The organism is Arthrobacter sp. 10N44_2 (assembly GCF_056394385.1).
On sequence record NZ_JBFTHT010000007.1, the window covers coordinates 21,432 to 33,780 of the forward strand.

The window sequence follows — 12,349 nt, forward strand, 5'->3', positions numbered from 1 at the left end:
GGGGCAGAGATGGACAGCCATCAGGACCCTCACGCCGCACCGGTACTGAACAATGCAGTACCGGTACGGCACCCCGGCCGCTGGATCAGCGCCATCATCATCGTCGGCTTCCTGCTTGCCTTCCTGCAGAGCCTGTTCACGAACCCCAACTTCCGCTGGGACGTCGTCGGCACCTACATCCTGGACACCAAGGTGGTCCAGGGCGTCGTCTGGACCCTGTTCCTGACATTTGCGTCCATGGTCCTGGCCATCGTCCTGGCCATCCTCCTGGCGTTCATGCGGCAGTCCGACAACCCGGTGTTCCGCTGGTCCAGCTGGACCTGGGTCTGGTTCTTCCGCGGCACCCCGATCTACACCCAGCTGCTGTTCTGGGGGCTCGCCACAGTTCTCTATCCGACGATCGTCCTCGGAATCCCGTTTGGTCCTGCAACCTTCACCTGGGTGACCTCGGACCCCACCCACGGCCTGATCCCGGCCATCCTGGGCCTGGGCCTGAATGAGTCCGCGTATCTCGCAGAGATTTTCCGGGCCGGCCTGAAGTCCGTGGACCAGGGCCAAAGTGAGGCTGCCGAGGCCCTGGGCATGACGAAGGGCAAGATCATGCGGCGGATCATCCTGCCGCAGGCCATGCGCGTCATCGTGCCGCCCACCGGCAACGAGACAATCGGCATGCTGAAGACCACGTCGCTGGTCCTGGCGGTGCCGTTCACACTGGACCTGACCTTCGCGACGAACGCCCTGGCCAACCGGATTTACCTTCCCATTCCGCTCCTGATTGTCGCCGCATTCTGGTACCTCGTCATCACCAGCATCCTGATGGTGGGCCAGCACTTCATTGAGGCGCACTACGGCAAGGGCGTGGACAACCGGGTTCCGGCAGCGATCAACCCCGCCGCCGCCAAGGCGTCCGCAGCCGTGGCCCCCAGCGCCGGGGCCGAGCCGGACCTCAAGATGGACTTCCCCGAGGAGGAGGCGAAATGACGATCACCACAGAGCAGCCCCTGGTCAAGATCGAGGGCCTTCACAAGTACTACGGCACACACCACGTGCTGCGCGGCATCGACCTGACCGTCAACCAGGGCGAGGTGTCGGTTGTGATCGGCCCGTCCGGTTCGGGCAAGTCCACCATGCTGCGCTGCGTGAACCTGCTGGAGACCATCAGTGCCGGGCGCATTTCGGTGGGCGGCGACCTGATCGGCTACCGCGAGGTCAAAGGCAGGCTCCATGACCTGAAGACCAAGGAAATCGCCGCCCAGCGCCGCGAGATCGGCATGGTCTTCCAGCGCTTCAACCTGTTCCCGCACAAAACGGCGCTGCAGAACATCATGGAAGCCCCGGTCCAGGTCAAGGGGCAGTCAAAGGCCGTCGCCCGCAAACGCGCCCTGGAGCTGCTGGACCGGGTGGGGCTCGGCGACCGCGCCGGACACTACCCGTCCCAGCTCTCCGGCGGCCAGCAGCAGCGCGTCGCGATTGCCCGGGCCCTGGCCATGGACCCCGAGCTCATGCTGTTCGATGAGCCCACGTCCGCGCTCGACCCTGAGCTCGTGGGCGATGTCCTGAACGTGATGAAGGACCTCGCCAAGTCGGGCATGACCATGATCGTGGTGACCCACGAGATCGGCTTTGCCCGGGAGGTCGGCGACCGCCTGACCTTCATGGACGGCGGCATCGTCGTGGAGTCGGGCGACCCGCGGGAGGTCCTGGCCAATCCCCAGCACCCCCGCACCAAGGAGTTCCTCAGCCGCGTGCTGTAGTTCCGGATTTCCGCACCGATTTAGGGCAGCCGCTACGTGGATCCACGTAGCGGCTGTCCTTTTTCGTAGCGGAAACGTGCGCTACGTCTGCGGGAGGCCCTCCACGGCCGTGGCCACCGCGGCCCGGATGGCGCGGTGCAGTTCCCCGAGCCGGTGCCGGTCCGTGCGCACCTCGATGATGCTGCGGCCCTCCGGCGGGCCGGCCAGCGCCTCGGCGAGTTCCGCCGTCGTGCCGACCAGGCGGTGCGGGACGCCGTATGCCGCGGCCAGCGCGGCGAGATCCACCCGCTGCGGGGTGGCGAAGAGGCGTTCGACGGCGTCGCCGTAGCGCCCCGCCGCGGCGACGGTGCCGTGTTCCAGGAGCCCGAAGATGGCACCGCCGGCGTCATTGAGCACCACGATCCGCAGCTGCGGTTCGGCCTCGCCGGCGCCGAGCAGGAGTCCCCCGGCGTCGTGCAGGAACGTCACGTCCCCCATGAGCACGGTGGTTTCCTGGCCGCCGCCAAGCGCGATCCCGGTGGCGGTGGACGTGGTGCCGTCGATCCCGGCCAGGCCCCGGTTGGCGAACATGGTGGCCTGGGGTTCCGCGGGCGGCGCCCCGGCGAGGTCGACGTCGCGGATCCCGTTCGAGGAGCCCAGGACCAGCTGCCCGCGGGCATGTTTCCAGACTTCGGCGCCCACCGACGGGCCGGTCGCGGCCGGGGATGCGGCCAGGATCAGGTCCACGGCATGCTGCGCGGCGGCTCCTGCCAGCAGCCAGGCATCGAGCCAGGCGGCAGATCCGCGGCCGGCGAAGTCCGCCAGGTCCGCCAGGGTTTCCAGCGGCAGTTCGGTGCGGCGGCCGGGTTCGTACCAGGCCACCGGAACCGGCTGGTACAGGGCCGACGGGACATCCGCCCGCTCCAGCAGCGCGCTCACCGGCCGGGAGAGCGTCGGCCGGCCGAAGAGGACCACGCGTTCGATCGGCTGTGCCGCGTCCGCGCCGAAGTGCTCGATCAGCAGCCGGTAGGGGCCCACCGCGTTGGGGCCGAAGCGGGCGTTGGAAGACGGCTCGGCCAGCAGCGGCAGGCCGTGCGCGCGGGCGAAAGCCTCGGCGACCGGGCCGGCGTCGTGCCCGGCCAGCACCACGGTGCGCCGCTCCGGCAGCGCCGTCGACGCGGCCGGAAAGTCCAGGGCCAGGGGGTTCCGGGCGGCCCGGTAGATGCCGTGACCGGCGGCCGCGGGCAGCCCGTCGCCCACGGCCGGGACCAGCGGGTCGCGGAAGGCAAGGTTCAGCTGCACCGGCCCGGGCGGGGCGTCCTCGAAAGCTCCGGTGGCGGCACTGAGGGCCGTTTCGACGGCGCGCTGCGGATCGCTGCCCGCGGGCACGTCGACGGCGAAGCGGACGTGGTCGCCAAAGAGGTCCAGCTGCACGGTGGTCTGGTTGGCGCCGGTCCCCCGCAGCTCCTCGGGCCGGTCGGCGGAGATGACCACGAGCGGCACCGCGGCGTGGTTGGCCTCCATGACGGCCGGGAGGAGATTGCCGACGGCGGTCCCGGACGTGGTCAGGACGGCGGCGGGCGCACCGGCGGACAGGGCCAGGCCCAGGGCGGTGAAGCCGGCGGACCTTTCGTCGATCCGGACCAGCAGCTCCACCCGTCCGGCGGCTTCGGCCTCGGCCAGGGCGTAGGCCATGGGCGCCGAGCGCGATCCCGGGGACACCACCACCTGGCGCACACCGGCGGCGAGCAACGTGCCGACGGCGATGCGCGCAGCCTCCACCGCGGTCAGGCCGCCAGGAGCGAATGAGCCGGCAGCGGAATCCGCCGGACTCACATGTTCTCCGGCGTTTCGATGCCCAGCAGTTCCAGGCCGCCGGAGAGGCGGCGCAGAGCCAGCGCGCACAGGGCCAGCCGCGAGTCCCGGACGGATTCCTCGGCCTTGAGCACAGGGCACTGGTCGTAGAACGTGGTGAAGAGCTGTGCGAGCTCAAAGAGGTAGCCGCAGAGCCGGTGCGGCTCCAGCGCGTCCCGCACCTTGTTCAGCGTTGCGTCGAACTCCAGCAGGTGCAGGGCCAGCGCGCGTTCTGCGGGTTCGACGACGGCGATCGCCGTGGCGGGGCCGCCGGATGCTTCGGCTGCCGGAGTGCCGGCCGCCGGAGTTCCCGCGGCGCCGGCTGACGGCGAGCCGCCGTCGCCGGTGATTTCTTCCAGTACCCCGGCTTTGCGCAGGATGGAGCGGATCCGCGCCGCAGCGTACTGCACGTAGGGTCCGGTGTTGCCGCTGAGGGCGAGCATGCGGTCGAAGTCGAAGACATACTCGGTGTCGTGGCCGGTGGAGAGGTCGGCGTACTTGACGGCACCGATGCCCACCTGGCGGGCGGTCACGGCGCGCTCCGCCTCGCTGAGCTCGGGCCGGCTCGCGTCGATGACGGCGCGGGCACGGTCCACGGCCTCTTCGAGCAGGGCCATGAGCTTCACCGGGGCACCGGAACGGGATTTGAGGATCTTTCCGTCCTCGCCAAGCACGTTGCCGATCTGCACGTGCACGGCCTCGACCGTCTCCGGAAGCCAGCCGGCGTCCCGGGCACTGGCCATGACCATGCGCAGGTGGACGTTCTGCGGGGCGCCCACGACGTAGAGGATCCGGTTGGCCGCCAGGTCGCGGACCCGGTAGCGGATGGTGGCGAGGTCCGTGGTGCCGTAGCCGTAGCCGCCGTCGGACTTGCGGATAATCAGCGGCAGCGGCTGCCCGTCGCGGCCGGTAAATCCTGCGGGGAAGGTGCACAGGGCGCCGTCGCTGATCCGGGCCAGGCCGCGTTCCTCGAGTTCCTGGCACAGCTGTGCCAGATGCGCGTCGTAGGAGCTTTCACCGGCGATGTGGTCATCGGTAAGGCTGATGCCGAGGGTTGAGTAGATGGCGTTGAAGTAGCGCTTGGACTGGGCGACCAGCCGCTGCCAGACGGCGAAGGTCTCCTGGTCGCCGCCCTGCAGGGCAACGACGCGGAGCCGGGCCCGGGTGGCGAAGCCGTCCTCGTCGGTGGCGGAGGCATCGAACTTGGCCCGGGCGGCCTGGTAGAACGCGCTGGGGTCCTCCACCAGCAGCGCCGCCTCCGGGGAGTCCTCGCCGATCTCCAGCCAGTGTTCAATCAGCATCCCGAACGGGGTGCCCCAGTCACCGATATGGTTCTGCCGGATCACGGTGTCGCCGAGGGCTTCGAGCACCTTGACGAGGCTGTCCCCCACCACGGTGGTGCGCAGGTGGCCGACGTGCATTTCCTTGGCGACGTTCGGGGAGGAATAGTCGACGACGACGCGCTGCGGTGTCGCGGCGGGCGTGACGGCCGTGGCCGGGGACGCGGCCTGGACTGACTCCGCATTGAGCAGCTCCTCGATCCAGGTGCCGTCAAAGCTCAGGTTGATGAAGCCGGGCCCCGAGATTTCCACACTGGTACAGATGCCGTCCAGGTTCAGGGCGTCCACGATCCTGGCGGCGGCGTCCCGCGGCGGCAGGCCGGCCTTTTTGGCCAGGGCCATGGCGGCGTTGATCTGGATGTCGGCGAACTGGGAGGGCCTGACCACCGGATCCGTCTGCCGGAACTCTTCGCCAAACGCGGTGGCAATTGCAGCCTGGACTCTGGGGACAACCAATTCGGCCGGATTATTCACAGTCCCAAATTATCAGTTCGGCAAAAACCCGACGCTCCCTCACGTCCCGCCGCCAAAAACCCGACGCTCCCTCACGTCCCGCCGGCAAAAACCCGACGCTCCCTCACGTCCCGCCGCCAAAATAAGGGAAGTGAGGGAGCGTGGGAAGGAAACCTGCCAAACGTGAGGGAGCGCGGGAAGGAAACCTGCCAAACGTGAGGGAGCGTGGAGACAGGAAGCTAGCCGCCGGTGCGGAACACCTGGACCACGGACGGACGCGGGGCGCGCACCTGGCCGGGCTTCGGTGTGGCGCCAGCCGCGACGTAGTCCGGGAAGTACGAGTGCTGTTCGGCGAAGGTGCCTTCCTCGCCCGGGTGCTGAACGGCAACGAAGACGGTGCGCTCCTCGTCGTGGATGACCGGGCCGCAGGTCTCGGCGTCGCGCGGGACGGCGAGGAACTGCTCCACCTTGCCGCGTTCGGCACCGTCCAGGGTCACTTTGAAGAGCCCGTCGGCGTAGCCGATGCTGGAGGGCGCTCCGTCGGTGGAGATCCAGAGGTTGCCCACGGAATCGAAGGCCACGTTGTCCGGGCAGGAGATCGGTGAGACCTGGCTGGCAGGGAACCCGGCGAAGTAGGTGGCGGAGTTCTTGGCCGGATCGCCGCAGACCATCAGCAGGTTCCAGCCAAACGTTGTGGAGCTCTGGTCCCCGGTCTCGGTGATTTCGACGATGTGGCCGTCGCGGTTGAGGGTACGGGGGTTGACCTCGGTGGCACCTTCCTTGCCGGGCTTGCCGCGGTCCGCGTTGTTGGTGCAGACCACGTAGACCTTGCCGGTGTGCGGGCTGGGCTGGACGTCCTCGCAGCGGTCCATCTTGGTGGGGCCCACCTTGTCGGCGGCGAGGCGGGTGTACACCAGTACCTCTTCCACGGACATCCCGGCCACCTTGGACTGTCCGCCCACCACGAGGGGCAGCCAAACACCGGCGCCGTCGAAGGCGCCGTCGGCCGGAAGCTTGCCCGCGCCGTCGAACCCGTCGGCAGGGGAATTGCCGGTGAACTTCGCGACGTACAGGTCGCCTTCCGAGAGCAGCGTGAGGTTGTTCCTGCGGTCCTCCGCCGTCTTTCCGGGCCGGTACGTGCCGGCCGAAACGAACTTGTACAGGTAGTCGAAGCGCTCGTCGTCGCCCATATAGGCCACCACGTGACCGGACTTGGCGACGATCACGTTGGCGCCCTCGTGCTTGAAGCGGCCCATCGCGGAGTGCTTGCGGGGCGTGGAGGAGGGATCGAAGGGATCCACTTCCACGATCCAGCCGAAGCGGTTGGCCTCGTTCTGATATCCGGGGTTGCGGGTGTCGAAGCGCGGGTCATCGAGTTCCCACTGGCGGGCGGTGGGCTTGCTGGTCAGGCCGTAGCGCTTGTCGGCGTCGGAGGTTCCGGGCGCGGCGAAGTAGCCGTTGAAGTTTTCCTCGCCGGAGAGGATCGTGCCCCACGGGGTGGTGCCGCCGGAGCAGTTGCCCAGGGTGCCCTGGATGGCCCGGCCGGAGGGATCGGCGGCGGTCTTCAGCAGCGGGGACCCGGCGGCGGGGCCGTCGAGCTCGTAGGTGGTGTCGGTCAGGAAACGGCGGTTCAGCCCGGCGCCCCGGACGTAGCTCCAGGGCTTGTTCTTGTTCGCACGCTCCAACTCGACCACCGTGAGGCCGTGGGCCGCACGGCCGATCGCGCGGGCCTCGGCGGCGTCGAATCCGGCCGGCAGCATGATGGACTCGTTGGTGTATTCATGGTTGGTGAAGAGCACGGCCCGGCGGTCCTTGGAGCTATCGATCGGCAGGATGTCGGTGTAGTCGTTGTTGTAGCCGAACTGGCGGGCCTGCGCCGCCGCGCTCTGGTGGTCCAGGTCGAAGGCCGGCGAGTCGTTGAAGAGCGGGTCGCCCCAGCGGATGACCGGCTGCCAGGTGAACCCGGCCGGGACGGTGAACTGATCCACGGCGGCGTCCACCGGAGCGATGGCGGTGAACTGCAGCTTGGATTTTCCAAACCCGTCCTTGGCGGCAGCGGCGAGGCCCGGACCGCCCTCGGCCACTGCCGTATCGGCGGACGTCACGGCGTTGCCGAGGACGACGGCGAGCGCGCCGGCGGCGCCGAAGCCCAGCGCGGCGCGGCGGGACATGGTGGCGGAGGCGATGTCCCGGAAGTAGCTGTTGGTGCTGGTGTTGCAGACCTCGCCCGAGCAGGCGTTGTCGCACTTCAGCGCACAGGTGACAGGGCTTCGCTTGCCTTTGGTGTGGCCGAGCATGGGGAGCAGGGAAAATTTGCGTCCGGAGGTGACAGACATGGAGAGACCTTCCATGGGGTGAGTTGCGGTCGCGCCCACCCTTCCAGCCGCTGGCTACCGAGAGGCGTCTGTCAGATGAAGTCCCGGTGAATGCTTCGCCGTGCCGCCGAACCCATCGGTTGCTCCGTAATCGCCATTTTCGAGGTCCTGAAGGGCCGTTACGGAGCAGTCGATGCGGCCAGTACGGCATGCACCCGCCGCAGCCGGTCCAGCCACCAGTCCCGGCGTTCCGGCGAGGCGGCGTGTTCGGCCATCAGCTCGGGTGCCGGGCGGACGTCGCGCAGGGCGATCGCGCCGTCGTCGGGTACCAGCGGATCGTGAGTGACATCGGCGGCGAGCAGGGACACCGTGCCCAGGCCGCAGGCATACGGCAGCTCGGGCAGGGCGGCGGCCAAGGCCAGTCCGGCCCGGATCCCCACCGAGGTGTCCAGCGCCGAACTCACGACGGCGGGCAGCCCGGCCTGCGCCACGATCCGCAGGGCACGCCGCACGCCCCCGAGCGGGGCCACCTTTACCACGATCAGGTCCGCGGCGCCGGCCCGCGCCACTTTGAGGGGGTCGTCCTCCTTGCGCACGCTCTCATCCGCGGCGATCAGCACGGGGACGCCGGCGGCCCGGAGCAGCCGCCTGACCTCGGCGAGGCCTGCGATCTCGGGCACGGGCTGTTCGGCATATTCGAGCCCGACGGCGGCGAGACGGGTCAGTGCCGCGACGGCCTCCGGCACGTCCCAGCCGCCGTTCGCGTCCACCCGGATCGCGGCGTCCGGCAGCGCCGCCCGGACGGCCGCCACCCGGGCGGCGTCGTCGTCCAGGCTCTGGCCGCGCTCCGCGACCTTGACTTTGACCGCGTCCACCCGGCCGAAGCGGGCCAGAATCTCGGGCACCCGGTGCGCCGGCACGGCAGGAACCGTGGCGTTGACCGGGATGCTGTCCCGCAGCGGTGCGGGGAACCCTTCCCAGCCGGCCTCGATCGCGGCCGTAAGCCAGCGGGAGGCCTCGGGGTCGCCGTATTCGGGAAAGGGACAGAATTCGCCCCAGCCCAGCGGCCCGCGGAGCAGCAGGGCCTCCCGCTGCAGGATACCCCGGAATTTCACGCGCATCGGCAGGCTCACAACATGGGCGCCGGCCAGGAGTTCGTCGAGGCCGGGCAGGCGCGCGGCGGGACGTGCCGGGGGGTCCATGGGGAGGGCAGGCATGGAGCCACTGTACTGGGAATGCACTGCGGGGAATGCACTGGGAGGAATGTACAGCGGAGCTTTCCCGGACACCGGTCTCGGACGCGGGGCACAAGAACGCGGCACCGGGAACCCGGCATGGATCCTTGATTGGGCCGGCGTCGACTGGGGGTGAGTCCCTGGTCCAGGAAACTCGTCTCCGCCGGCCCCGCTCAAGGAGCGCCGTGCCGGGGACAAGCCGCGGCAGCACACACCCGACTCTACAAATCCCGGCCCGGCGGCGCACCAGTAGTGAGTACTCGTTAATTGACGGGCACTACCCTCCGCGCCGCGCGCAGGCCCTTCAGCTGGCGCGCAGGGTTCTATGGGACTCTTAATGGCATGACTTTTCGGCAGGAACGCACCCCTTGGGACCCGTCTGCCCCGGTCTATGAAACAGAGGCCCAGGAAACACAGGTTGCGGAAACACAAGTCCTCCCGGCGAGTGCGCCCGAGACGCCAGAGCGCAGCACGCGGGACCGCACAACACCGGATCCGCAGGCGCGGTGGTCCCCCGGCAAGGCCACGGCAGCCTTGTTCGTGCTGGCCACGGTTGCCTGCATCGCTGCGCTGGCCGTCACCTATGTCTTCTTTGTCCGTACCACCACGGGCCAGTTCATTGACGAATCGGCCCTCGTGGAAGCCGTGGCACTCAGCGGGACCGCGGGCAAGGCCGCCACCAAGCTGTTGGACTGGCTGCCGGCGCTCTCCGTGGTGATCGCGTCGGTTGTGGTCGTGTTCGTCACCATCCTGCGGCGCCGCTGGTCTGCGGCGGTGATTGCGATTGCGGCGTGTGTGGGCGCCAACCTTGCCACCCAGATCCTGAAGGACTGGCTTCCGGTCCGGCCGTACCGCGGGGTTGAGACGCTGGAGCTGAATTCGCTGCCCTCGGGCCACACCACCATGGCGGCCTCGGCCGCCGCCGCCGTGTTCCTCATGGTTTCGCCGCGCTGGCGGCCGCTGGCCGGCTATCTGGGCGGCAGCTTCGCCGTCGCCACGGGCGTGTCCACGCTGATCAACCAGTGGCACCGGCCCGCCGATGTGATGGCGGCCTTCCTGGTGGTCGGGGCTTTCATGATCCCGGCCGGCTGGCTGATCATCCGCCGGGGCCCGGGCTGGAACGTCTGGAACGGCTACAACGAACACTGGGCCTCGGCCAGGGTATGGGTGGCGCTTCCCGTCCTCACCGGTCTCGCCGCGGCCGGGGTGGCGGCCGTCGCCTTGCTGAGCATCGGCCCGGGCGGCCAGGAGGTCAGCACCACCAGCTACTTTTGGGCCGGCACGTCCCTGATCGTCATCGCCGGCTACCTCGCAACGGTGGCCGGCGTGTGGCTGTTCGGCCTGGCCGCCCGGCAGCCGGACCCACGACGGCGGGACAGGGCCCTGCACCAGGAACGGTAGCGCGGCGCACGTAGGCCCGGGAACAACAGCGCGCCCGGGCCTAAGCAGTTCCTGCGATAGCTACTTGAGACGTGCGCAGATGTCCACGGCTTTGCCTCCGCTGGAGTCCACGGAGAGCACGTTCACGGTCGCCGGCGAGTCAATGGTGAGCTTCAACTGTCCGGTGTACTGGAAGGCCCCGGCCCCGGGCGCATCTGTCGGAAAGAAGATAAACCCAAAGTGGCCTGCGGCGCTGAACGTCCAAGTTTTTCCGTCCGGATTTTGGGTGAATTTGGCCACTGTTCCGGCCGTGTTTACCCTGTACGTCTTCCCGTTGCTCAAGTTGGTATAGGTCAGTATGACTCCCTTGCCAACCTGAAAGAAGTTGCCGTTTTTGAAGTCAATCCGTGTAATCTTTCCGCCGGTGCCGGAGACGCCCAGATCAAAGCCGCACGCTAGGTCGGCCGGAACAACAAAATCCGGCGGGTTGGGCGGACGTGTGACAGTTGCACCCGCGGGCGAAGCAGCAAATAGCAGAGCCGCTGTTGCGGCCAGGGGCGCGAACCAGCGGGACTGTTTTCCTAACATGAGCATCTCCTCATTTTTTTGCGTCGAAACGCATCACCCATCCGGGCGGAGACCATGCGCTGCAAATAATCACGGGCGGACCCTGACTGCGGCACTCGTGCCGCCCCACAAAGGGCCGGTCTCGATGCACCGGCGCGGTTCCCCGACCTTACTGAGCCCACGCAGGCGTCGCCCGAGTAGTCGCTACCTGTTAATCACTGCCTGCTTGGGCGCCGGAGCCCCGGCCGGTCAGTAGTTCCGACGGTGCTTGAGCCGCGGAATGGTCACGGCGAACACGGCCGCGGCGGCGAAGCCGATCACACCGGTCGCGGCCACACCGGCCCCCAGGGACACGGCGGCGGTGACGGCGGAGAGCAGCACGGGCCCGCCGGTCGCGCCGGCGTCGGCCATGAAGCGCCAGATGCCGAGGAACTGGCCGCGGCCGTTGTCCGGCGAGAAGTCGGCCCCGAGAGTCATGTTCAGGCCCGAGCTGATCCCGTTGCCGAAGCCGATCAGGAGCGCCGCCAGCATGAGCGAGACGAAGCCCGTGCTGAGCGGAATCAGCACCATGGCCGTCCCCATGATCAGTGTGGACGGCACGGCCACCCATTGCCGGCCCTTGCGGTCCATCAGCTTTCCTGCCGGATAGAACACCAGCATGTCGATCGCTCCGGAGATCCCGTAGATCAGCGAGGCCTGGGTGGGGTCCAGGCCCAGGTGATCGGCCCACAGCGGGATGACCACCTGGCGGGAGGCGCGCAGCCCGCTCAGCAGCAGCACCCCGGCCCCCACGCTCAGGAAGACGCCGGCGTGGGACACCGCGACGCTGCGCAAGGTGGGCTGCTGCACCGGAACGCCGTCGACCGGTTGCGGCTTCGCCTCAAGGTCGGGGATGGTGACTGACACGGCCGCCGCGGCGGCCATCGCCACGACGCCGGCCCAGTAGGCCCCGCAGATGCCGGCAAACTGCATCACGGCGGCGCCAACGAACGGGCCGATGAAGATCCCGATCCGGTTGACGCCGCCGAGGGTGGACAGGGCCCGGGCACGGAGCATGACAGGCACGGCCTCGGTCAGGTATTTCTGCCGGGCAAGGCTGAATACGCTGGCGGCCATGCCGACCACCACCATCGCCGCCGCCAGTACCCAGAGGCCGCCGGAAAACAGCGGAGCGACCGCCGCCGCGGCGAGGGCGAACGCGCTGGCGGCCGCGGCCCCCACAATCGCCCAGCGTTCCCCGAATTTCAGGGTGATCAGTGACGCCGGCAGGTTGAAGAACCACGATCCGAGGCCGATCAGCGTCACAATCAGCGCGGCCCCGGGCACGGAGGCGCCAAGATCACGGGCGGACAGGGCGACCACGGGCAGGATCGCGCCCTCCCCCAGGCTGAACATGAGGGCCGGCCCGAACGCGGGAACGGCGATGCTGCGGAGGCTGAAGGGCGCGAGGCGTGTGGTGGTCATCCCCTTCA

General features: G+C 68.7%; 9 protein-coding genes. 3 read left to right on the forward strand and 6 right to left on the reverse strand.

Annotation, left to right across the window (positions count from 1 at the left end):
* The first annotated feature begins 9 nt into the window (after positions 1 to 9).
* Positions 10 to 981 carry an amino acid ABC transporter permease gene (locus AC1DBX_RS09585; RefSeq protein ID WP_476851222.1) on the forward strand — a complete coding sequence of 324 codons (972 nt, stop codon included), beginning with the start codon at positions 10 to 12 and terminating at the stop codon, positions 979 to 981.
* Positions 978 to 1,754: an amino acid ABC transporter ATP-binding protein gene (locus AC1DBX_RS09590; RefSeq protein WP_028276658.1), complete on the forward strand. Its 777-nt coding sequence runs from the start codon at positions 978 to 980 to the stop codon at positions 1,752 to 1,754. The genes AC1DBX_RS09585 and AC1DBX_RS09590 overlap by 4 nt, the downstream gene beginning before the upstream one ends.
* An 81-nt stretch (positions 1,755 to 1,835) precedes the next feature.
* Here AC1DBX_RS09590 and menD read toward each other — a convergent pair whose 3' ends face one another.
* The 4 genes from menD to AC1DBX_RS09610 form a co-directional block, all read right to left on the reverse strand.
* Positions 1,836 to 3,569 (reverse strand): 2-succinyl-5-enolpyruvyl-6-hydroxy-3-cyclohexene-1-carboxylic-acid synthase, encoded by a 1,734-nt coding sequence (gene menD / locus AC1DBX_RS09595; protein WP_476931630.1) that lies wholly within the window; start codon positions 3,567 to 3,569, stop codon positions 1,836 to 1,838.
* Positions 3,566 to 5,401 carry an arginine--tRNA ligase gene (gene argS / locus AC1DBX_RS09600; RefSeq protein WP_476859329.1) on the reverse strand — a complete coding sequence of 612 codons (1,836 nt, stop codon included), beginning with the start codon at positions 5,399 to 5,401 and terminating at the stop codon, positions 3,566 to 3,568. The genes menD and argS overlap by 4 nt, the downstream gene beginning before the upstream one ends.
* Before the next feature lie 218 nt (positions 5,402 to 5,619).
* On the reverse strand, positions 5,620 to 7,716 hold the full coding sequence (locus AC1DBX_RS09605) for a PhoX family protein (protein WP_476931631.1): 2,097 nt from the start codon (positions 7,714 to 7,716) through the stop codon (positions 5,620 to 5,622).
* A 158-nt stretch (positions 7,717 to 7,874) separates the two neighbouring features.
* The gene (locus AC1DBX_RS09610; RefSeq protein ID WP_476931632.1) at positions 7,875 to 8,912 is read right to left on the reverse strand and encodes an o-succinylbenzoate synthase; all 1,038 of its coding nucleotides are present in this window, start codon (positions 8,910 to 8,912) and stop codon (positions 7,875 to 7,877) included.
* Between the two features lie 360 nt (positions 8,913 to 9,272).
* On the opposite strand from AC1DBX_RS09610, the gene AC1DBX_RS09615 reads away from it, so the two are divergent.
* The gene (locus tag AC1DBX_RS09615; protein ID WP_476931633.1) at positions 9,273 to 10,331 is read left to right on the forward strand and encodes a phosphatase PAP2 family protein; all 1,059 of its coding nucleotides are present in this window, start codon (positions 9,273 to 9,275) and stop codon (positions 10,329 to 10,331) included.
* A gap of 60 nt (positions 10,332 to 10,391) precedes the next feature.
* Here AC1DBX_RS09615 and AC1DBX_RS09620 read toward each other — a convergent pair whose 3' ends face one another.
* Positions 10,392 to 10,898 (reverse strand): hypothetical protein, encoded by a 507-nt coding sequence (locus tag AC1DBX_RS09620; RefSeq protein ID WP_476855601.1) that lies wholly within the window; start codon positions 10,896 to 10,898, stop codon positions 10,392 to 10,394.
* A 228-nt stretch (positions 10,899 to 11,126) separates the two neighbouring features.
* The gene (locus AC1DBX_RS09625) at positions 11,127 to 12,341 is read right to left on the reverse strand and encodes an MFS transporter (protein WP_476931634.1); all 1,215 of its coding nucleotides are present in this window, start codon (positions 12,339 to 12,341) and stop codon (positions 11,127 to 11,129) included.
* Positions 12,342 to 12,349 lie beyond the last annotated feature (8 nt).

Bases quoted from the DNA above. Each gene is read 5' to 3' on its own strand.
- AC1DBX_RS09590 (WP_028276658.1), top strand. From the start codon at position 978: ATGACGATCACCACAGAGCAGCCCCTGGTCAAGATCGAGGGCCTTCAC.
- AC1DBX_RS09615 (WP_476931633.1), top strand. From the start codon at position 9,273: ATGACTTTTCGGCAGGAACGCACCCCTTGGGACCCGTCTGCCCCGGTC.
- AC1DBX_RS09610 (WP_476931632.1), bottom strand. From the start codon at position 8,912: ATGCCTGCCCTCCCCATGGACCCCCCGGCACGTCCCGCCGCGCGCCTG.
- AC1DBX_RS09605 (WP_476931631.1), bottom strand. From the start codon at position 7,716: ATGTCTGTCACCTCCGGACGCAAATTTTCCCTGCTCCCCATGCTCGGC.
- AC1DBX_RS09585 (WP_476851222.1), top strand. From the start codon at position 10: ATGGACAGCCATCAGGACCCTCACGCCGCACCGGTACTGAACAATGCA.
- AC1DBX_RS09620 (WP_476855601.1), bottom strand. From the start codon at position 10,898: ATGTTAGGAAAACAGTCCCGCTGGTTCGCGCCCCTGGCCGCAACAGCG.
- AC1DBX_RS09625 (WP_476931634.1), bottom strand. From the start codon at position 12,341: ATGACCACCACACGCCTCGCGCCCTTCAGCCTCCGCAGCATCGCCGTT.